The organism is Xanthomonas sp. 3075 (assembly GCF_014197275.1).
Lineage (GTDB): Bacteria > Pseudomonadota > Gammaproteobacteria > Xanthomonadales > Xanthomonadaceae > Xanthomonas > Xanthomonas campestris_B.
The window spans coordinates 91,816-112,201 of the sequence record NZ_JACIFI010000008.1; the positions used below are offsets into that span (position 1 = coordinate 91,816).

The following is a 20,386-nucleotide window of genomic DNA, read 5'->3' on the forward strand; positions in this document are numbered from 1 at the left end:
CCATCGCCCTGACAGCACTTGGCAAGCACCGCGCGGGCGGCTAGGTTTGCGGCCTACGCTTTCGTTGCATCGGGGAAATCCATGCGTTCCATCCTGTTCGCCGCACTGGGCGCGGCCATGCTGTGCCAGCCAGTGTCGGCCGCGTCACGCTTTGTCCAAGATCCCTATCCGAGTACCTACCGCGTGCTCGCCTCCGGGCCGGTGCTGATCCAGCACGCGACGGTCCTGACCGGAACAGGCCAACGGTTGGACGACGCCGATGTGCTCCTGCGCGACGGCAAGGTGGCGGCGGTCGGCCACGCGCTCGACACACCGGCCGATGTGCGTCGCATCGACGGCACCGGCAAGTGGGTCACGCCCGGCATCATCGATGTGCACTCGCATCTGGGCGTGTATCCCAGCCCCGGCGTCAGCGCGCACAGCGATGGCAACGAGATGACCGCACCGGTGACGCCGAACGTCTGGGCCGAGCATTCGATCTGGCCGCAGGACCCCGGCTTCGGCACCGCGCTGGCTGGTGGCATCACCTCGCTGCAGGTATTGCCGGGCTCGGCCAATCTGATCGGCGGACGCGGCGTCACGCTCAAGAACGTGGCGTCGACGACGTATCAAGGCATGAAGTTTCCCGGCGCGCCCTGGGGCCTGAAAATGGCCTGCGGCGAGAACCCCAAGCGCGTGTATGGGCAAAAGGGCGGCCCCGGCACGCGCATGGGCAATGTCGCCGGGTACCGCGCGGCCTTCATCGATGCGGCCGAGTATCTGCAGAAGAACGCGCCAAAGAAAAAGGCAGCGAAAAAGCGCCACTGGTGGAGCAGCGGCGGCGACAACGACAGCAGCGGCGATGCCGGCGGCAAGCGCGATCTCAAACTCGACACGCTGGCCGGCGCCATCAATGGCGACATCCGCGTGCACATCCACTGCTACCGCGCCGATGAAATGGCGACCATGCTGGACCTGTCCAAGGAATTCGGCTTCCATATCGCCGCGTTCCATCACGGCGTGGAAGCCTACAAGCTAGCCGACCGTCTGGCGCAGGAAAACGTCTGCGGTGCGCTGTGGGCCGATTGGTGGGGCTTCAAGATGGAAGCCTTCGATGGCATCCAGGAGAACATTGCGCTGGTCGATCGCCCGGCCAACAGTTGCGCCATCGTGCATTCGGATTCGGAAGAAGGCATCCAGCGCTTGAACCAGGAGGCGGCCAAGGTAATCGCCAACGCGCGCCGCAGCGGCATGGAGATTCCGCCCGAGCGCGCGATCCGCTGGCTCACCAGCAATGCCGCCAAGGCGCTGGGCATCGAGCAGCAGACCGGCGCGCTGGAGCCGGGCAAGATGGGCGATGTAGTGGTGTGGAACGGCAATCCCTTCAGCTCCTACGCACTGGCCGAACAGGTGTATATCGACGGCGCGCAGGTCTACGACCGGCATGACCGCAGGCTGCAGCCGGTGTCCGACTTCATGCTTGGCCAAGAGGTGGCACGATGAACCGCGCGAATCGGTTTCGCCCGCGTGCGCGCGTCCTGCCGGCGGTACTGCTGGCGGCGCTTGCGTTGCCCGCACTCGGCCAGCAGGTGCTGATCCGTGGCGCCACGGTGCACACCGCCACCGCCCAAGGCACGCTGCGCAACACCGATGTACTTGTGCAGGGCGGCGTGATCCGCGCCATCGGCAGCAACCTGGCCGTGCCCACCGATGGCCGCGTCGTCGACGCCAAGGGCCGGCCGCTGACGCCGGCACTGTTCGGCGGCATCACCGAGATCGGTATCGAAGAAGTCTCCGGCGAAGACAGCACGGTGGACAGCGGCGTCAAGCTGAGCGATCAGCCGATGCGCCCGGAATTCGACGTCACCCTGGCCTACAACCCCGACTCGGTGCTGGTGCCGGTGGCGCGGGTGGAAGGCATCGGGTTCACCGCGCTGGGCGCGACCACCAGCGGTGCGTTTATCGCCGGCCAGGGCGGCATCGTGCGGCTGGATGGCAGCCCCGATCCGATCGGCCCGCATGCGCTGTTTCTGCGTCTCGGCGCGGCGGCGTCCGACCTCACCGGCAGCTCGCGCGCCGCGCAGTGGATGCTGCTCGATCAGCTGGTGGCCGAAGCGCGTGGACGCGTGCCGGCCGACTCGCCGCATGCGCTGTTGACGCCGGTTGGCCGCAGCGTGCTGGCCAAGTACCTGGCAGGGCAAGGCCGCATCGTGGTGCAGGTGGAGCGGGCGGCCGACATTCGCCAGTTGTTGCGCTGGGCGCAGCGCGAGAAGGTCCGCATTGCCATCGCCGGCGGTGCAGAAGCGTGGAAGCTGGCGCCACAGCTGGCGCAGGCCAAGGTGCCGGTACTGGTGGATGCGCTGGCGGATCTTCCTTCGACCTTCGACCAGATCGGCGCCACCCTGGAAAACGCCGCACGCCTGCGCGCGGCGGGTGTGGATGTGAGCTTCAGCCAGAGCAACGATGCCTCGCACAATGCGCGCAAGCAGCGCCAGTTGGCCGGCAACGCAGTGGCCAACGGGATGCCGTGGGAGACCGCACTGGCCGGGCTGACCCGGGTACCGGCGGAGATCTTCGGCGTTGGCGACCGCATCGGCAGTATCGCCGTTGGCAAGCAGGCCGACCTGGTGTTGTGGGACGGCGACCCGCTGGATGTCGCCCACTACGCAGAGCAGGTGTGGCTGGGCGGCCGCGACATGCCGATGCGCTCGCGCCAGAGCGAGCTGCGCGACCGCTACATGCAACAAGCCGGATCGCTGCCGCGCGCCTATCTGAAGTGAGTGTCGCGGCAGTTGCATGCGGTGCGGGACAACACCCCGTGCCGCGCCTGCGACCTTGCCCCGACGTTTCGCCTGCGCCATGTGCGCCGGCAGCGCGCACGCACCGGCACCGGCACGATGCCCATCACGACACACTCGCCCGGGATTGCCGATGCACGCAATGACACGGATGCCGCCCGCTGCACGCGGTCTCTCTCTGTTGCTTGCCGTCGCCATGCTGTTGATCGAAGTGGCGATCGGCGCCGGCACACTCGGCGGGCCATGGTGCGCGGCACCCTGGGCGATGTGCTGGCGGCGATGCTGGTTGACTGCGGGCTGCGCGGTCTGTTGGCCATGCCGCCGCATTGGGCCGGTGCGCTGGCCATGGCGCTGGGAGTGCTGATCGAAGCCATGCGGGCGATCCAACAGGCCGACCACCTTGGCCTTGGCCTGCGCCCCGGCAGCGCAGCATCCATCGCGCGCGGCAACACCGCCACGCCGCGCGATCTGATGCTGTATCTGTCCGGCATTGGTATTACATACATCTGGGATGTGGTCTCATTACGTAGCACTGTGCTTGCCGGGAGTGCTTCGCCCCGTTGATGCCCTCCTTCAGGTCCCGCCCATGTCGTCCGTTTCGCCATCGGCTCCGACCGGCACATCCGGCACTTCGCCGCTAACGGCTCAGCCGAGCCCTGCGGCGGGAGCGGAACAGTGACCGCGCTGTTTCAGGGCGGCGGATTGCGCTCGATCGATCGGGTGGTACTACGCCAGACCCCGGCCAATCTGCAACGCGGGTTGGGCGCGGTGGGCGGGCGCTTGATCCTCACTGTCGATGCGCTGTTGTTTCAGCCGCATAATTTCAATGTGCAGACCCGATCGCTGACGCTGCACCTGACCCGGATCGTAGCGATGCAGCGGCGCTGGACACGTGTGTTCGGGCTGCTGCCGTTGGCGCCGACATCGCTGGCGATACAAGTCGACGACGGTAGCGAATATCGCTTCGTGCTCGGCAAGCGCGTGGAATGGATCGCGGCCATCGAGGCGGCGCGCGCCGCATTGCGCTGAGATCAGCGGCCGATTGCAGCGCAGCACCTGTGCAGGACATCGGCGTACCCGCACCGCACGTCGCCGCATCCTGCTCCCAGGCCAGGCATGAAACGGCGTGCGTTTCATAGCGGTTGTCCAAGCGCGGCGCACGCTCTGCACACTTGGCCGGCGCTGCCATGGCGCACGCTACCTGGGACCGCGTGCCGGTAGAACGACGGCCACTTACCTCGACATGGAAAGCGCTATGCCCCGCTCCATCCTGCGCCGCCTGGCATACGCCTTGTTGTTGTACGGCGGCGTCAGCGCACCCGCCCTGGCCGCGTTCGGCGCCACCCGCAGCGGTGACCGCATCGTCGTGGATACAGGCGCCGAGCTGGTGTTTTCGGTAGACGCCAACAACGGCGATATCGTGTCGATGCGCTACCGCAACAATGAATTGCAGACCACTGAGCCCAAAGGCTCGCATCTAGCCTCGGGCCTTGCCAGCGCCAGCGTGCACACGCGCACGCTGGGCGAATCGATCGTGGTCTGGGCCAGCGCCGGCGACCTGACCCAGACCTACATCGCGCGCAAGGGTCGCAATGCGATCTACATGGCGACCTACGCACCGACCTTGCTGCCGATCGGCGAATTACGCTTCGTCGCCCGCTTGAACGCGTCCAAGTTGCCGACTGCACTGCAACAACCCGATTCCAACGTAGGCACGCCGATCGAGGGCCACGATGTGTTCCTGCTGCCGGATGGACGGACCAGTTCCAAGTTCTACTCGGCGCGACGCATGATCGACGATCAGCTGCATGGGGTCAGCGGCCCGGGCGTGGCGGTATTCATGCTGATGGGCAACCGCGAACGCAGTTCGGGCGGGCCGTTCTTCAAGGACATCGCCACGCAAAAGACGCGCACGACCCATGAACTCTATAACTACATGTATTCCGATCACACCCAGACCGAAGCGTTCCGGGCGGGGTTGCACGGTGTCTACGCGCTGCTGTTCACCGATGGTGGCGCGCCCTCCGGCATGCAGCTGGAGACCGGTTTTGTCGCCACGTTGGGGTTGAGCGGATATCTGGCCAAAGCTGGGCGCGGCGCGGTGAGCGGGCGCGTGAGCGGCGTGCTGCCTGGGCAACCGGCGGTGGTCGGGCTAAGCAACGACCAGGCCGAATACTGGACCCGTGCCGATGACAACGGTCATTACCAGATCGCCGGCGTGCGTCCGGGCCGCTACCGCATGACGCTCTATCAGAACGAACTGGAAGTGGCGCAGTGCGATACCCAGATTTTCGCCAACGCGACCACGCAAGCCTCATTGCGAGCGGTCCCATTGCCGGGCACGGTGAGATGGCAGATCGGCATGCCCGATGGCACTCCGGCGGGCTTTCGCTACGCAGATCTGTTGCCGCACGCACATCCATCCGACCAGCGCATGCGCTGGACAGCGGCCACCTACAGCGTCGGCTCGAGCAGTGCGGACAACGTTCCGGCACTGCAGTGGCGCGACATCAATTCGCCGACACGCATCGCGTTTTCCCTGGCCGCCGATGAGGTGCATGGCTATCGCCTGCGCATCTTCGTGCCGCTGGCCCAGGCCAATGCGCGTCCGCAGATCCGCGTCAATGCGCGCTGGAACGGACCGCTGCCGGCTGCGCCCAACCAGCCCAAGACACGCGGCATCACGCGTGGCACCGCGCGCGGCAACAACACGCTGTACGAAGTGAATATCCCCGCCTCCGCGTTGCAGGCCGGCATCAACCGTCTGGATATCGACATTGCCTCCGGTGCACCGGACAACGGCTTCCTCGGCCCGGCACTGGTGTTCGACAGCATCCAACTGGTGGCGATGTGAACATGGCCGGCGCGGAGCGTGCCATGTGCAGCGCCGGTATCGCCGTGGTCGCGCGGCGCCATCGCAGTGACCGCGCTCGCCCGGCAATTGCGCCGATGTTTCTGGTGACTGCTACAGAGGCCCAGCCTGCGCCGATGCTCGATTCATCCGTCCACTTGCCATCGCTGCGCGGCTCTCGCTCCGATGCCCAGCAAGCTGGCGTGCATGCATGGTGCGTCGCCACATCCGCGCACCGTGGGGCTGGAGGCGCGCCCACTCGCCGGATCATGCAGGGCGCGCGACAGCTGTTGCAGCCCGAACGCAATATATGGAAGAGCTTGCCAGCAGGTGTCATGCGCCGCACCGGACCGACGGCGCTACGCCCAGCGGCCGTTTTGCGATAGCGTGCGCCCCTGGAAGACGCAATGGCCGAAGGGGGCGACGATGCGCATCGGAATCGTGGTGGACAGTGCGTGCGATCTGCCGCAGGACTTCATCCAACACAACGACATCATCGTGCTACCGATCAGCGTGCGCATCGGCGAAGCGGTGCTGGCCGATCACCGCGATGAGGAGGCGACGCTGAGCTTTCTGCAGGCGCACGTGGCCGAGCGCGGTCACGAAGCGGAGACCACCCCGCTGTCGGTCAACCAGATCCGCGACCTGTTCCTGCAACAGCTGGTCATCGATTACGACCACGTGTTCTGCCTGACCATTTCCAAGCTGCGCAGCCAGATCTTCGACAACGCCACCCAGGCCAGTTTCGCCATCCTCAACGATTACAAACCGGTGCGTCGCGCTGCCGGCCACAGCTCGCCATTTGCCTTGCGCGTGATCGACACCTTGAGCCTGTTCGCCGGCCAGGGGATCACAGCAGTGGAGGCGGTCCGCCTGCGCGAACAGGGCCAGGGCGTGGCGGCCATTCGCGCGCGCCTGGAACAGCTGGCCGAACATACGTACGGCTACATGATTCCGCGCGATCTCTACTACCTGCGTGCGCGTGCACGCACCAAGGGCGATCGCAGCGTGGGCCTGATCGGCGCAGCGCTGGGCAGTGCGCTGGATATCAAGCCGGTGCTGCGCGCCTATCGGGGTGTCACCGAGCCAGTCGCCAAACTCAAGGGCTTCGAGCCGTCGGCCGAGAAGCTGTTCGGCTTTGCCGTGCGCAAGATTCGCGAAGGCCTGATGACACCCACCGTGTGCGTTGGCTATGGCGGCGAGCTCGCCGAGTTGCACGCGCTGCCCGGCTACAGCACCTTGCGGACTGCCTGCCGGGACCAAGGCGTGGAATTGTTCGAAAGCGTGATGAGCCTGACCGGCATGGTCAACGTGGGCAAGGGTGCGCTGGCAGTGGCGTTCGCGGCCGAGCCGCATGCGTTCTCGGCCTGAGCGCTACGGATCCCACCTTGCGAGCGGTGGCCGCGTGGTCCGGGCGGCGTACACAGCCCCTGCATGCGCCAGATAGGCAGCGTTTGCCGGTCGTCCCGGGTGCGTCTGGCCGCATGCTGGTCGCGTCGCCGACTCTACTGCGTTCGCCGACGCGCATCTGCGCATGTGCGTCGACGGAGCACTCACCGCCGCTGCACTAACGTGCCGGCGTCATCCACCGGAGTCTTTGCCCATGCCCGTCACCTATTCGATCAGCCTGCCCGACCCCAAACTCGCCCGCAGCAGCGACCCGAGCGTGAGCTTCACTGCCCATGGTGCCGAGTCCTTCGCCGAGCAGTTGCAGGCCGCATTGCGTGATGGGTCCTGGTTCGAGCGCTGGCGCCAGCTGCAACCGGACCCGGATGCAGTGGACCCGAGCCTGGGCGTGACCGATCCGTCGGCGACGGTGACCGGTCAGCAGGGCGATCTGCGCATCGATCTGGTCGCCACCACCAGCATCCCGGGCGATCTGCTCAAGCTGCGCATGCAAGCGCTGGCCGGACATCACTGGGAACTGCGCGACGTACGTTGAGCGCGTTTGATCACACCTGAACACCGCCGCGCAGCCAGTCTGGTCGCGCGGCTGCTTAAAGTGAGACGGCAGCGCCGCTTTAGTGCGGACACGTTCGCCGCATCTGCCTGCGCCAATCACCGCGCGTTGTCTCTGGCCTGAGCCTGGGAACCAGTGCGCGTATCCGCTCCGTTTCTCGGCACGCTGCCCACGCCAGAAAGACGACGGCTCGTTACGTGGTAGCGGCCACTCCTTACGTCAGTGCGCTGGCGGCGGCACGCCGTGGCCAACGCCACTTCAGATTCACTGCCAATGTCCCGAGCACGATAAGCGCCAGACCCACCCATTGCACCGGCACCAGCGCGTGGCCGTACAGCAGGTAATCCAGCACTAGCGTGACCAGTGGATACACGAATGCCAGTACTGCGATCGTGGCCACATGCAAGTGGCGATACGCCGAATAGAACAGCACGTAGACGATGCCGCTGTGGATCACGCCCAATCCCACCAGCCACAGCCAATGCACGCCTGGATGCAGGACAGCGCTGCTGGAAAATCCGGCAAGCAATACCGTGCCGACCCAGCATTGCACCGTCACCACCGCCAGCGGCCGCTCGCGACTGATGCGCCGCGACATCAGCAACGAGGCACCGCACAACAGCGCGGCCAGCAAGGTCAGCGCGATACCGATCACGTAGCCGCGATCGGCCGCCTGCCACAGCCGTGCCGGATTGGCCGAACAGGCCACGCCAACAAACGCCAGTACCGTCCAGCCCAGATCGGCACGCCGCGTGCGCTCGCCCTGCAGCAACGCTGCCAGGATCAGGATCACGAACGGAAACACGTGGTAGACCATTGTCGCCACGCCGATCGAAGAACGCGCCATCCCCGCGAACAGGGCCACCCAGTTCAATACCAGCAGCACGCCGCTGATGCTGGCATCGCGCAGCAACGCATGCTCGCGCCATAGCCCGCGCAGCTGCCCGCCGATCACCCCGCACACGGTGAGGAACAGGGCACCGAACAGGCAGCGGTAGAACACCGCAGTGACCGGATCCTGACCACTCTCGTGGACGAACACGCCGACCGAGCCGATCAGCACTTCGGCCACCAGCAGCTGCCAGACCGCGCGACGCGTCGCACCGACCGTCGTCGTTTGCATCGAGAAGCACGTGCTCATACGGCGATCGTTCCCTGCAGATACTGGACAGCGCTACCGCGCACAGACACGTGCTGCGGCTCGACGCGGCAATCGAGCTCGCCGCCGCGTGCAGAGACCTGTCGCGCACGCAACTCGGTTTTCCCAAGCCGTTGCGCCCATAACGGCGCCAGCGCGGCATGAATCGAACCGGTCACCGGATCCTCGCTACCGCCATTGGCCGGCCAGAAATAACGCGAGACGAAATCGTGCCCGATGCCTGGTGCGGTGATCGCCACATCGCGCGGCGCCAGCGTCAGCATTCGCCGCAGATCAGGCACCACGTCGCGCACCTGTGCTTCATCTGCATATACGGCGATATACGCCTGCGCGTTTGCATGCACTGCCTGTGGCGGAATCGACAACGCTTCCAACAGCGCCGGCGGCGGCACCGCGACCACTGATGGTGCCTGGTTGGGGAAGCGCAACTCGAACGTGTTCTCGTCCACCCGGGCGATCTCGATCTCGCCGACCGCCGCCGCGCGCAATCGCAACGGAAACGCGACGCGTTGATGCGTCGCAAGCACGAACGCACTGGCCAAGGTCGCATGCCCGCAAAAGCCGACCTCCCTGGTCGGGGAGAACCAACGAATATCGAACACACCGCTGGCGTCGCGGACGAAAAACGCGGTCTCCGACAGATTGTGCTCGCCCGCAATCGCCTGCATCAGCGACTCCGGCAGCCAGGCCTGCAATGGCACCACGGCTGCAGGGTTGCCGTTGAAACGTACCGTGGTGAACGCATCGACGATGAAGACAGGAAGCAGCACGACCAACCTCATGGGAAAGAGCATCGCCGGGCGTACTGACCGGGCACACGCAGTCTGCGCCGCAGCACACGACCATGACAGATTCAGATACGCTGCAAATAGACCAATACAGATGGAAGGCGCGGCGCATGCTTCTGTACGAATCGTTGGCCATGCAATTGCGGCAGCAGATCGAAGGCGGCACCTTGCGCGCGGGCGAACGCCTGCCGTCGATCCGGCAACTGGCGGCCAATCACGGCATCAGCACGGCGACGGCCGTGCAGGCCTGCCTGCAGCTCGAACGCGAGGGACGTGTACAGGCGCGGCCGCGCTCCGGCTACTTCGTGCGCAGCATGGCGTCTGCGATGCCGGCGGCAGCACCGGCGGCACGGCGGCGCAAGCCGGGCATCATCGATAACCCGGCACTACAGCGCGTCCTCGACACCCTGGCGCGCACCGATCTACTGCCGCTGCACACCGCCACTCCCGCACCTGCGCTATTGCCGACTGCGCAGTTGGCGGCGGCCCTATCGCGCCAACTGCGTCGCCAACGCACGGCTGCGCTGGACTACGCACCGCCGCAGGGCCACCCCGCACTGCGACGACAGATCGCTCAGCGGTACGCCCACTGCGCAACGCCCGTCGCCGCCGATGAAGTAGTGATCACCGCAGGCGCGATGGAAGCGATCAGCCTGGCGTTGCGCGCGCTCACCGCACCGGGCGATGTGGTCCTGGTGGAAACACCTACCTACCACGGCATCTTGCAGGCAGTGGCCGCGTTGCGGCTCAAGGTGCTGGAAGTCCCCAACCGCGCCGGTCACGGCATCGATGTCGCGCGTCTGGAAGCGTTGCTGCAACGCGCGCCCGTGCGTGCGGCGGTGCTGGTGCCCAACTTCAACAATCCCAACGGCAGCCTGACGCCCGATACTGCCAAGCGCGCATTGCTCGACAGCTGCGCGCGTCACGGCACCGTGGTGATCGAGGACGATATCTACGGCGAGCTGGATTGGTCGGGACAACGCCCACGGCCGCTACGCCATTTCGACACCCATGCCAACGTCATCACCTGCGGCTCGTTCTCCAAGGTGCTGTCGCCTGGCTTGCGCGTCGGTTGGCTGCTCGGTGGTGACTGGACCGACGCCTTGGTGCGCGCCAAGTATTTTTCCACCGTCGGCAGCGCCAGCCTGCCGCAACTGGCCTTGGCAGATTATCTGGCGCAACACGATCTGGAACGGCATCTGCGCAAGCTACGCCGCACCCTGGCCGACAACGGCCAACGCCTGCGCGATGCGATCGTGCGGCATTGGCCTGAGGGCACGCGGGTGGGCGACCCGGCCGGCGGACTGTCGCTATGGCTGCAATTGCCTGACGGCGGAAGTGGTCAAGCCTTGTTCGAGGCGGCACTGGCCGAAGGCATCGGCACCTCGCCCGGCCATCTGTATTCCAGCCGTGGCGACTATGCCGATCATCTGCGCCTGACCTGCGGCCAGCCATGGAGCGACACACTGGAACGCGCCATGCGCCGCTTGGGCAAGCTGGCGGCGCAGGTGGCGTCTGAGCGATGACTGCAGGGTTGGCAGTGGCAGTGGATAACCAAGGATGTCGTGTCGCCGCAACTGCTCCGCCCGAACGTCCATGGGTGAGCCAAGGAGCCCGGCTCTTCCGCGGGACGTCGGTCTTCTTCGTTGGGCGCACCGCTGCCCTGACTACCAGCTGCGATCCGCGCCCTCATCCGCCCCTGCGGGGCACCTTCTCCCACTCGTGGGAGAAGGACGTCAAGATCGAACGCGCAGTAGCCCCTCTCCCGCCTGCGGGAGAGGGGTTGGGGTGAGGGCACGCGCCGAAGCCCTCGTAATCTTCTAATTGCACGAAGCTCCACACGCGCCCTCATCCGCCCCTGCGGGGCACCTTCTCCCACTCGTGGGAGAAGGACGTCAAGATCGAATACGCATTAGCCCCTCTCCCGCCTGCGGGAGAGGGGTTGGGGTGAGGGCACGGGGCGAAGCCCTCTTAGTGTTCCAACTGCACGAAGCTCCACATGCGCCCTCATCCGCCCCTATGGGGCACCTTCTCCCACACGCAGGAGAAAGAAAATCGTCGAGTGGCAGTCGTACGTCATCAACCCTGGCAACACGGCCACGCCAATCGCGTCGCCGTGCGTCGACCTTACTTGAGCGCACACTCAGCCATGCAACGCCGCAGCATGATGCGCAATATGCTCGCCGATAAAGCTGGCGATGAAGTAATAGCTATGATCGTAGCCAGGCTGCAGCCGCACTGTGAGCGGATACCCGGCAGCCTTTGCCGCCGCCTCGAATAAGCCGGTCTTCAGTTGATTTTCAAGAAACTCGTCGGCATCGCCCTGATCGATCAACAGCGGCAAGCGCTCCTGCACCTGTGCGATCAATGCGGTGGCGTCGTACGCCTTCCAGCTGTCGCGATCGTCACCCAGATACTGCCCGAACGCTTTCTCGCCCCACGGCACCTGGCTGGGTGCGACGATCGGCGAGAACGCCGACACGCTGCGATAGCGCCCCGGATTTTTCAACGCAATGGTCAAGGCGCCATGACCACCCATCGAATGGCCGCTGATCGCGCGCGCGCCGGTGGTGGCAAAGTGCGCTTCGATCAACGCCGGCAATTCGTTCACAACATAGTCGTACATGCGGTAATGCGCAGCCCACGGCTGCTCGGTGGCGTCCACGTAGAAGCCGGCGCCCTTGCCGATGTCGTACCCCTCTGCATCGGCGACATCGTCGCCACGCGGGCTGGTATCCGGCGCGACCAGGATCACCCCATGCTCGGCGGCATAGCGCTGCGCACCGGCCTTGCCGATGAAGTTCTGTTCGGTGCAGGTCAGGCCGCTGAGCCAGTACAGCACCGGCAACGGGCCATCCGCGGCCTGGGGTGGCAGATAGACACCCACCTGCATGCTGCAACCCAGGCTCTGCGACTGATGCCGATACACATCCTGCCAACCGCCAAAACAGGCACGGTGTTCGATACGTTCCATGAAGATTCCTTACGAAGAGAAAACCCTGCGCCCGGATCAGCGGGCGCAGGGTTGGACCATCAGTGCAACACGCCCTTCTTGCGCGCTACCTGCGTCGACAGCGCATCCATCAACGCCGGCGACAGGCAGTCGTAGGGCGCCAACCCCAGCTCGGTCAGACGCGCACGCACGCCATCCATCTGCTCCGGCGGGGTGCCGGTTTCGATGATGGACGAGACGAATGCGGCAAAGCCTGGCGCCGACCATCCCTGCTGCTTGGACAGCTCGGTGTGCACGAAATCCAGCCCATAGAACGCATGCTCCTTGTTCTCGATCCGGCCGATCAGATGCACGCCGCATGCTGTGCAGGCGTGTCGCTGGATCATCGCGCTTTCATCGACGATCTTCAGCTTTTCTTCGTGCGCAAGCACCTTGACCTTGTCGCGCGGCGCTACTGCAATCACGGAAAACGTCGCGCCCGCGGGTTTCCAGCATTTGCTACAACCGCATGCGTGGTTGTGTGCGGTCTGCGCAGCCACTTCCACTACCACCTTGTCGCTGGCGCAGTGACATTCGAGGGTTCCCCCTTGAAAGTTTTCTGCACCACCTCGCGCAATGCCCCCATCTACCGAAGGATGAATCGACACGTTAGCCATCATGCCCCTCCCGGAGTCTCGGTCCCACGTGCGCGGAAGCGGCCGCGCGCCGCTCCTGGCCGTGTGGTCAGAAATGAATCACGGTGCGGATCGACTTGCCTTCATGCATCAGGTGGAAGGCTTCGTTGATCTCTTCCAACGGCATGGTGTGGGTGATGAACGGATCGAGATCGATCTCGCCCTTCATCGACTGCTCCACCATGCCCGGCAATTGCGTGCGCCCCTTGACGCCACCGAAGGCGCTGCCGCGCCAGACGCGGCCGGTGACCAACTGGAACGGACGGGTACTGATTTCCTGGCCGGCGCCAGCCACGCCGATGATGACGCTCTCGCCCCAGCCCTTGTGGCAGCACTCCAGCGCCGAGCGCATCACATTGACGTTGCCGATGCACTCGAAGCTAAAATCCACGCCGCCATCGGTCAACTCCACGATCACTTCCTGGATCGGCTTGTCGTAGTCCTTGGGGTTGATGCAATCGGTGGCGCCCATGCTGCGCGCCAGGTCGAACTTGCCCGGGTTGGTATCGATGGCCAGGATGCGCCCGGCCTTGGCCTGCACCGCACCCTGGATGACCGCAAGACCAATGCCGCCCAGGCCGAACACCGCCACGCTCTCGCCCGGCTTGACCTTGGCGGTGTTGTGCACCGCACCGATGCCGGTGGTGACGCCGCAGCCGAGCAGGCAGACCTTTTCCAGCGGTGCTTCGGGATTGACCACCGCCAGCGAAATTTCCGGCACCACGGTGTACTCGCTGAAAGTACTGCAGCCCATGTAGTGGTAGATCGGTTCGCCGTTGTAGGAGAAACGCGTGGTGCCGTCGGGCATCAATCCCTTGCCCTGCGTGGCACGCACCGCCTGGCAAAGATTGGTCTTGCCGGACAGACAGAATTTGCACTTGCGGCATTCGGCCGTGTACAGCGGGATGACGTGGTCGCCGACCTTGACGCTGGTGACGCCCTCGCCGATCTGCTCGACGATGCCACCACCCTCGTGTCCCAGCACCGACGGGAAGATGCCTTCCGGGTCATCGCCGGACAGCGTGAAGGCATCGGTATGGCACACGCCGGTATGGGTGATGCGGACCAGCACTTCGCCGGCCTTCGGCGGTGCAACGTCGATCTCGACGATTTCCAGCGGCTTGCCGGGTCCGAATGCAACTGCTGCACGGGATTTCATTGGGATAGCGCTCCTGACGAGGATGTTCAAGGACGGGCGCGGCATGCGCCGGCCCGGTGGGAGTTCATTTGAGGTAAGACCGGACCAGGCCGAGCAATTCCTGCACGCGCGCTGCACGTTGCGCATCGGATGCGGCGGCATGCCCGAAATCTTCGCGGATGTGTGCCTCCAACACCTGCGACATCAGCCCATTGACGGCCCCCCGGATCGCGGCGATCTGCTGCAGAACGGGGCCGCAGTCTGCGCCCGCCTGCAACGCGCGCTCAAGCGCATCGCACTGCCCGCGCAACCGCCGCACGCGTGCCAGCGCCCGTTTCTTCTCTTGCGGCGAATGTGGCATGACGGCCCCGGCCGGATACTGGGGGGTAGTATATGACGTCTGGCGAAGAAAACTACAGGCCGCTGCTCCGCCAGGCGATACCGGTGTAGCGGTCGTCCGCGACGACGAGACGGCCTGCCGGGCCGAGATGCCTTCCAGGAATCACGCGCCCCCTCGTAGACTTCGCCAGACAGCGTGGTCTTGTATCTACCCAGGATTCGCCTGGGCTACGCAGAGGTGCCGACGGCGCAGCAGCAGCGCACCGCGCAGATGCGCGTGTCGCACATATGCAGTGGAGATCGGACTGCACACACATCATTCCCCCTGTGGATCGCGCACCGCGCACGCCATGCGCGTATGTGCAAAGCGGGCCGTACTGCGTGTGACCAGGGAGCGTTGCACGCGGATATGCGCGGCATTTGCCGCTCCACGCCGCTAACTGGTGCGGGCCGGCATGCACTCAGCGCGGCTCATGGCGCTACTGCGCAGCCAGTGCCTGCAAGCGGCATGTACGCTCCGTACACGCCGGTTCCGAGCGGGCCGTCCGCACCCACCTGACGGCCTCTCGCCATGTTGGGTCAGCCACTGTTCTACCGCTGCCGCAGATCCTGCGGAACCAACAGTGGAGCATCAGTTCTTGAGGACAGCCGGCGCCACACTGACGGCTTGCTCCACCGCGTGGCCAGGCAGGCTGGACAATACCGCGTCGCGAAAGCGCGCCGCAAACGCGGCGTCGTTGGCCTGGTAGAACGCACGCGCATTGGCCGACAGCTGCTCCAGCTGGGCCTGCGGCAATGCCAGTGCGGCTTCCACCGCCTGCGCGATGCCGATGGCGTCCACGTAGTAATACGAGGCCAACCGCCGCTGGCGCACCTCGGCCACCGGAATCAACACACCGTGTTCTGGCCTGACCAGCTCGTTCATGGGCTCGCCGTCGGTGGCCAGCGTCACCGCACCTACGCTCAGCGCTTCCATCAGGTAATGACCGAAGCCCTCGGCCTCGGACGGGCAGATATGAAACAGGTGCGCATTCTGCAGCCGACGCAGTTCGGCATCATTGAGATAGCGCACGCGGTGGTCGATGTTGGGCGCCACCACCGGCTTGCCGGCAGTGCGCGGATTCTGCACCACCGTCAGCAGCGGCCATTCCGGATGCCGCTGCCAGGTCTCCAGCAGTACGCGGGTTCCCTTGGCGGTACTGCGCCCGGCCAGATGGAAAAAGGCGCGCTGACGCGTCACTTGCCCATCGTGCCGGTCGGGGCTGGTGAAGCCGATATAGCGCGTGCTGCAGCCCAGACTGCGAAAGATACGCTCGGCGTGATGGGTCTTGCACAGCACCGCATCGAATTGCGGCAGACGCGGCAACCACTTGGGCAGCAACCACTCCGGATTGGGCACCAGCAGGTTGATCTGGCCCAGCGGCAGGCAACGCGCATACACGCGTTCGGAAAAGATCTGCAACGGCACCCGCCCGAACAGCGCGCGGCTGGCCCACAGACGGGCTTCGCGCGCGGTGTCCTGCAGACGCTGGCTGGTGAAACCAACTTCCTGCACCGGCACACCGCCGGCACGCAGTGTCTGCGCCATCAGCTCCATGTCTCGGGTCAGGCCCACGCCATTGTCGCGGCTGATCACCCGCATCATCGGAAACGCTTCGTCATGCGCACATGCGCCATTGCAGCGGCGGAGTGTCGATGTCGTGGGTTCCTGCGCGATGTTCCGTTCTGTCATGTTGCGTCACACGTGTGCCAATAGTTGACAAATTCGATCATTATGATGCGTGCTCCTGCCCTGCAACGAGGAGCACCATGTATCCGGTAGCCACTACCCTACGCGGGCCAACCTCCGCGCCACCGACAATGACCTCCATGGACATGCAACAACCCTGCGTTCTTGTGGTCGACGACGACCCGGACCTGCGCAAGCTGATCGGCGAGTTCCTCAGCGCCCATGGTTATCTGGTGGACGTTGCCGAAAACGTGGCAGAGATGCGCAATATGATAGCGCAGCGCCGCCCCGACCTGATCGTCCTCGACGTCATGATGCCTGGCGAAGACGGCTTGAGCGCCGCCCGCACCCTGGCCAGCGAGCGCGGCTCACCGGCGGTGATCATGCTCAGCGCGCTGGGCAACGACACCGACCGCATCATCGGGCTGGAAGTGGGGGCCGACGATTATCTGGCCAAACCCTGCAATCCGCGCGAATTGCTGGCGCGGGTGCGCGCCTTGCTGCGCCGCAGCCAGGCTGCCAGCGAGCAAGCCGATCACCGGGGCAATGTCTATGAGTTCGCCGGCTGGCGCCTGGATGTGGTGCGCCGCGATCTGCGCGACCCCACCGGCATCTTCATCAATCTGTCCGATGGCGAGTTTGCCTTGTTGCGCACCTTCGTCGAGCATCCGCAGCGGGTGCTGAGCCGCGACCAGCTGCTGGACTACGCCCGTGGCCGCGATACCGACGTCTACGACCGCGCCATCGACAGCCAGATCAGCCGCCTGCGCCGCAAGATCAACGAGCGCGTGCATACCGAGTTGATCCGCACTGTCCGCAACGAGGGCTACATGCTGCTGCCGGGCGTCTCGCGTCTGTGAGCAAACCGGCACGTCGCGGGCTGTCGATCTTTGCCCGTACCTTCGTCTTGCTGGCGGTGGCCCTGCTCACCGCGCAGGCGGTGGGCATCTCCCTGCTGGTGATGCGCACGCCGGTCTACGAGCTGCCGGTGCATCCGCCGGAGGTGGTGGCGCTGCTGTCCACGCGCATGCCGGCCGGCACCCAGACCCTGAAGGTCAACGAGTCCGCCCAGGCCCCGACGCCGCCGGCAGGCCAGGTGCGCGACCATTTTGCCGAAATGCTGCTGGCCCACTGGCTGGACGTGCCCGAGCAACGCGTACGCTTCTACCGCAGCGCCGACGATCGCGAAGCCAATCGGCTCGAAATGCTCCAGCCGCAACCCGCGCCCAGCCAACCGCACGCGTCGGTTGCCAGTGCTGGCAACGACCATAGTGCTGGCAACGGACGCGACCGCGAGCCGCAGATACCGCCATTGCCCGACGACTGGCCACCCAACCGCCAGCCTGGCGAGCCGCCGTTCGGCAATGGGCTACGCCCGGACGACCTGCAGGCGGGGTGGGAAAGCGAGCGCCTGACCCCGGGCGTGCCGTTGCTGGATGGCTTCACCGCCGCATTGCAGCAACCCGATGGCAGCTGGCGCACCGTGGAATCTCCACCGCGGCGCCTGTCGGCCGAGTTCAAGACCCACGTCACGCTGTTGTTCCTGGCCGGCTTGCTGGCCAACGTGCCGTTGGCATGGTGGTTCTCGCGCGCGTTGTCGGCGCCGATCAAGCGCTTTGCCGAAGCTGCCGATCGCCTGGGCCGCAACCCGGATGCGGCCGCACTGCAACGTAGCGGCCCGCCGGAAATCGTGCGCGCAGCCGATTCGTTCAACGCCATGCAGGCACGCCTGAACCGGCTGATCAACGAGCGCACTCACATGGTGGCGGCCATCGCGCACGACCTGCGCACGCCGTTGGCGCGCTTGTCGTTCCGCCTGGATGGCCTGCAGCCGCCGCTACGCGAGAAGGCGCTGGCGGACATCGACGAAATGAAGGCGATGATTTCCGCAGCATTGAATTTCATCCAGAACGACCGGCACCGCGGCGAACGCGCACCGCTGGACCTGCGCCTGCTGGTGGAAAGCGTGGTCGACAATGCCGCCGACATCGGCGCGGATGCGGAGTTGCTACCAGGCCGGGCGATCACCCTGGACGGCGACCCGCTGGCGTTGCGTCGGGCCGTGATGAACCTGCTGGAAAACGCGTTGAAATACGGCAGACGCGCACGCCTGCAACTGCAACGTGATGGCGAAGACGGCGTGTTGTGGATCGACGACGACGGCCCCGGCATCGACCCCAGCCAGCGCGAGCAATTACTGCTGCCGTTCGTGCGTGGCGAATCCTCGCGCAACCGCGACACCGGCGGCATCGGGCTGGGCCTGTCGGTGGCGCACAGCATCGTGCTGGCACACGGCGGCGATCTGCGCCTGGACAATCGTGCCGGTGGCGGGCTGCGGGTCACGGTGCGCCTGCCGTGCATGCCGGAGCGACGCTGAGCTCCGCAGCGGCGTTGGGCCTGCCATTCCGGGAGCGGCACGCGTCACTGCGACGGCATGGTCAGAAGCAGAGCGCGCCTGGCCCCAGCACCATCGCTAGCGGTGCGGCAGTCCGGGCAAGAACACGGTAGGCGGCAGGCCACCGGTAGCGCCGCGGCGCACCCGATCAGCGCGCGCGAACCTGCGCTCGGCGCGCCACAGCAACACGGCCGCGCCGCCTTGCCGTCAGCACGCGCTCAGTATGCAAACTCGCGGAATACGCGATCGATATCACCGTTCCATGCGCCGTGATACAGCGCCAGCTTGCGCTCGGCGGCAGTCACGCCGCTTTCGGCGATCTCGGCGATCACATCGACAAAGCCGGTTTCATCCTGACCGTCGGCATTCAACCGCGCGCGCCGACGCAGGCCTTCGCGGGCGATGTTGACCGCCTCCACTGCCAGATCGCGCACGGTGCCGTTGCGGAACGGCAGGCCCAGCGCATGCTTGGGCACGCCGTCGCGCAAGGCGTGGCGCTCGGTGGGGCTGAAATCCTTGACCAGGTCCCAGGCCGCATCGAGCGCGGTCTGGTCGTACAACAGCCCAACCCAGAACGCCGACAACGCGCACAGGCGATTCCACGGGCCGGCATCGGCGCCGCGCATTTCCAGATACTTCTTCAAACGCACTTCCGGGAACGCGGTGGTCATGTGATCCGACCAATCGCGCAGCGTCGGCAACGCGCCCGGCAGTGCCGGCAGCTTGCCCTGCATGAAATCGCGGAAGCTCTGCCCGCTGGCATCGACGTAGACGCCGTCGCGGTAGGAGAAATACATCGGCACATCGAGCAGGTAATCGACGTAGCGCTCGTAGCCGAAGCCGTCCTCGAACACGAAATCCAGCATGCCGGTGCGATCGGCGTCGGTGTCGGTCCAGATGTGCGAGCGGTAGCTCAGGTAGCCGTTGGGCTTGCCTTCGGTGAACGGCGAATCGGCGAACAACGCAGTGGCGATCGGCTGCAGCGCCAGCGACACGCGGAACTTCTGCACCATGTCCGCTTCGGTGGCGTAATCCAGATTGACCTGCACCGTGCAGGTGCGCGTCATCATGTCCAGACCGAGCGAGCCGACCTTGGGCATGTAGTTTTTCATGATCTGGTAGCGGCCCTTGGGCATCCACGGCATCTGGTCGCGGCGCCACTTCGGCTGGAAGCCCATGCCGAGAAACCCCAGTTGCAGCTCGCCGGCCACCTGGGCCACTTCGTCCAGATGGGTGCCGGTTTCCACGCAGGTGTGATGCAGGGTTTCCACCGCCGCGCCGGACAGTTCCAGCTGGCCGGCCGGCTCCAGCGTCACCGAGGCGCCGTCGCGCAGCAGCGCGATGGTGCGGCCGTTTTCCTGCACCGGCTCCCAGCCGAAGCGGGTCAGGCCGGTCAGCAAGGCCTGGATGCCGCGCGCGCCTTCGAAGGTGGGCGCGCGCAGGTCATCGAGCTGGAAGCCGAACTTTTCGTGCTCGGTCCCGATCCGCCAGTCGGCGCTGGGCTTCTCGCCGGAGGCCAGCACCTGGACCAGCTCCGCACGTTCGGTGATCGGCGTTTCGGCAACGTGGCTGGGACTCGACAAGGGCAGGCTCGCAGGAAAATTTAGGGGAACGATGTGGGGA

Annotated in this window: 18 protein-coding genes and 1 other RNA gene; 11 read left to right on the forward strand and 8 right to left on the reverse strand. The window is 65.5% G+C overall.

Going from position 1 to position 20,386, the window contains the following annotated elements; translation table 11 throughout:
• Positions 1–81: 81 nt before the first annotated feature.
• The 7 genes from GGR62_RS09605 to GGR62_RS09635 all read left to right on the forward strand — a co-directional run bounded on the left by GGR62_RS09605 (position 82) and on the right by GGR62_RS09635 (position 7,570).
• Positions 82–1,482 (forward strand): amidohydrolase, encoded by a 1,401-nt coding sequence (locus tag GGR62_RS09605; RefSeq protein ID WP_184407674.1) that lies wholly within the window; start codon positions 82–84, stop codon positions 1,480–1,482.
• Positions 1,479–2,759, forward strand: coding sequence for an amidohydrolase family protein (locus GGR62_RS09610; protein WP_184407675.1), 1,281 nt, complete (start codon positions 1,479–1,481; stop codon positions 2,757–2,759). Before GGR62_RS09605 ends, GGR62_RS09610 begins: the two co-directional genes overlap by 4 nt.
• Positions 2,760–3,341, forward strand: coding sequence for a DUF2809 domain-containing protein (locus tag GGR62_RS21425; RefSeq protein ID WP_326520248.1), 582 nt, complete (start codon positions 2,760–2,762; stop codon positions 3,339–3,341).
• Between the two features lie 138 nt (positions 3,342–3,479).
• A complete protein-coding gene (locus GGR62_RS09620) occupies positions 3,480–3,806 on the forward strand; it encodes a hypothetical protein (RefSeq protein WP_184407763.1) in 327 nt (108 codons plus the stop codon).
• A 226-nt stretch (positions 3,807–4,032) separates the two neighbouring features.
• Positions 4,033–5,631 (forward strand): rhamnogalacturonan lyase B N-terminal domain-containing protein, encoded by a 1,599-nt coding sequence (locus tag GGR62_RS09625; protein ID WP_184407676.1) that lies wholly within the window; start codon positions 4,033–4,035, stop codon positions 5,629–5,631.
• Positions 5,632–6,054: 423 nt separating this feature from the next.
• A complete protein-coding gene (locus tag GGR62_RS09630; protein WP_184407677.1) occupies positions 6,055–6,999 on the forward strand; it encodes a DegV family protein in 945 nt (314 codons plus the stop codon).
• 232 nt (positions 7,000–7,231) lie between these two features.
• Positions 7,232–7,570, forward strand: a complete 339-nt coding sequence (locus tag GGR62_RS09635; RefSeq protein ID WP_184407678.1) for a hypothetical protein — start codon at positions 7,232–7,234, stop codon at positions 7,568–7,570.
• Between the two features lie 232 nt (positions 7,571–7,802).
• On the opposite strand, the gene GGR62_RS09640 is transcribed toward GGR62_RS09635, so the two are convergent.
• Together GGR62_RS09640 and GGR62_RS09645 are read right to left on the reverse strand one after the other, a co-directional pair.
• Positions 7,803–8,729, reverse strand: a complete 927-nt coding sequence (locus tag GGR62_RS09640; RefSeq protein ID WP_184407679.1) for an EamA family transporter — start codon at positions 8,727–8,729, stop codon at positions 7,803–7,805.
• Positions 8,726–9,517, reverse strand: coding sequence for a PhzF family phenazine biosynthesis protein (locus GGR62_RS09645; protein WP_184407680.1), 792 nt, complete (start codon positions 9,515–9,517; stop codon positions 8,726–8,728). Before GGR62_RS09645 ends, GGR62_RS09640 begins: the two co-directional genes overlap by 4 nt.
• Positions 9,518–9,645: 128 nt before the next feature.
• Here GGR62_RS09645 and GGR62_RS09650 point away from each other — a divergent pair, with 128 nt between their 5' ends.
• Positions 9,646–11,061, forward strand: coding sequence for a PLP-dependent aminotransferase family protein (locus GGR62_RS09650; protein ID WP_184407681.1), 1,416 nt, complete (start codon positions 9,646–9,648; stop codon positions 11,059–11,061).
• 617 nt (positions 11,062–11,678) lie between these two features.
• Here the strand turns inward: GGR62_RS09650 and fghA are convergent.
• The 4 genes from fghA to GGR62_RS09670 all read right to left on the reverse strand — a co-directional run bounded on the left by fghA (position 11,679) and on the right by GGR62_RS09670 (position 14,661).
• On the reverse strand, positions 11,679–12,509 hold the full coding sequence (gene fghA, locus GGR62_RS09655; protein ID WP_184407682.1) for an S-formylglutathione hydrolase: 831 nt from the start codon (positions 12,507–12,509) through the stop codon (positions 11,679–11,681).
• A gap of 59 nt (positions 12,510–12,568) precedes the next feature.
• Positions 12,569–13,144: an S-(hydroxymethyl)glutathione synthase gene (gene gfa / locus GGR62_RS09660; protein ID WP_184407683.1), complete on the reverse strand. Its 576-nt coding sequence runs from the start codon at positions 13,142–13,144 to the stop codon at positions 12,569–12,571.
• 67 nt (positions 13,145–13,211) lie between these two features.
• Entirely contained in the window at positions 13,212–14,321 is a 1,110-nt protein-coding gene (locus GGR62_RS09665) for an S-(hydroxymethyl)glutathione dehydrogenase/class III alcohol dehydrogenase (protein WP_184407684.1), read from the reverse strand.
• A gap of 64 nt (positions 14,322–14,385) precedes the next feature.
• The gene (locus GGR62_RS09670) at positions 14,386–14,661 is read right to left on the reverse strand and encodes a metal-sensing transcriptional repressor (protein WP_184407685.1); all 276 of its coding nucleotides are present in this window, start codon (positions 14,659–14,661) and stop codon (positions 14,386–14,388) included.
• Positions 14,662–15,147: 486 nt separating this feature from the next.
• On the opposite strand from GGR62_RS09670, the gene GGR62_RS09675 reads away from it, so the two are divergent.
• Positions 15,148–15,224, forward strand: a non-coding RNA gene (locus GGR62_RS09675) — sX9 sRNA.
• A gap of 46 nt (positions 15,225–15,270) precedes the next feature.
• Here GGR62_RS09675 and GGR62_RS09680 read toward each other — a convergent pair.
• On the reverse strand, positions 15,271–16,371 hold the full coding sequence (locus GGR62_RS09680; RefSeq protein WP_184407686.1) for a glycosyltransferase: 1,101 nt from the start codon (positions 16,369–16,371) through the stop codon (positions 15,271–15,273).
• Positions 16,372–16,508: 137 nt separating this feature from the next.
• On the opposite strand from GGR62_RS09680, the gene GGR62_RS09685 reads away from it, so the two are divergent.
• Positions 16,509–17,228, forward strand: coding sequence for a response regulator transcription factor (locus GGR62_RS09685; RefSeq protein ID WP_326520249.1), 720 nt, complete (start codon positions 16,509–16,511; stop codon positions 17,226–17,228).
• The gene (locus tag GGR62_RS09690) at positions 17,225–18,745 is read left to right on the forward strand and encodes an ATP-binding protein (protein ID WP_184407688.1); all 1,521 of its coding nucleotides are present in this window, start codon (positions 17,225–17,227) and stop codon (positions 18,743–18,745) included. The genes GGR62_RS09685 and GGR62_RS09690 overlap by 4 nt, the downstream gene beginning before the upstream one ends.
• Positions 18,746–18,981: 236 nt before the next feature.
• Here the strand turns inward: GGR62_RS09690 and GGR62_RS09695 are convergent, their stop codons facing one another.
• Positions 18,982–20,346, reverse strand: a complete 1,365-nt coding sequence (locus GGR62_RS09695; protein ID WP_184407689.1) for a glutamate--cysteine ligase — start codon at positions 20,344–20,346, stop codon at positions 18,982–18,984.
• Between the last annotated feature and the right edge of the window lie 40 nt (positions 20,347–20,386).

Coding starts and splice junctions, on each gene's coding strand:
- GGR62_RS09605 (WP_184407674.1), top strand. CDS start 82: ATGCGTTCCATCCTGTTCGCCGCACTGGGCGCGGCCATGCTGTGCCAG.
- GGR62_RS09610 (WP_184407675.1), top strand. CDS start 1,479: ATGAACCGCGCGAATCGGTTTCGCCCGCGTGCGCGCGTCCTGCCGGCG.
- GGR62_RS09625 (WP_184407676.1), top strand. CDS start 4,033: ATGCCCCGCTCCATCCTGCGCCGCCTGGCATACGCCTTGTTGTTGTAC.
- GGR62_RS09630 (WP_184407677.1), top strand. CDS start 6,055: ATGCGCATCGGAATCGTGGTGGACAGTGCGTGCGATCTGCCGCAGGAC.
- GGR62_RS09635 (WP_184407678.1), top strand. CDS start 7,232: ATGCCCGTCACCTATTCGATCAGCCTGCCCGACCCCAAACTCGCCCGC.
- GGR62_RS09640 (WP_184407679.1), bottom strand. CDS start 8,729: ATGAGCACGTGCTTCTCGATGCAAACGACGACGGTCGGTGCGACGCGT.
- GGR62_RS09650 (WP_184407681.1), top strand. CDS start 9,646: ATGCTTCTGTACGAATCGTTGGCCATGCAATTGCGGCAGCAGATCGAA.
- fghA (WP_184407682.1), bottom strand. CDS start 12,509: ATGGAACGTATCGAACACCGTGCCTGTTTTGGCGGTTGGCAGGATGTG.
- gfa (WP_184407683.1), bottom strand. CDS start 13,144: ATGGCTAACGTGTCGATTCATCCTTCGGTAGATGGGGGCATTGCGCGA.
- GGR62_RS09665 (WP_184407684.1), bottom strand. CDS start 14,321: ATGAAATCCCGTGCAGCAGTTGCATTCGGACCCGGCAAGCCGCTGGAA.
- GGR62_RS09670 (WP_184407685.1), bottom strand. CDS start 14,661: ATGCCACATTCGCCGCAAGAGAAGAAACGGGCGCTGGCACGCGTGCGG.
- GGR62_RS09680 (WP_184407686.1), bottom strand. CDS start 16,371: ATGACAGAACGGAACATCGCGCAGGAACCCACGACATCGACACTCCGC.
- GGR62_RS09685 (WP_326520249.1), top strand. CDS start 16,509: ATGGACATGCAACAACCCTGCGTTCTTGTGGTCGACGACGACCCGGAC.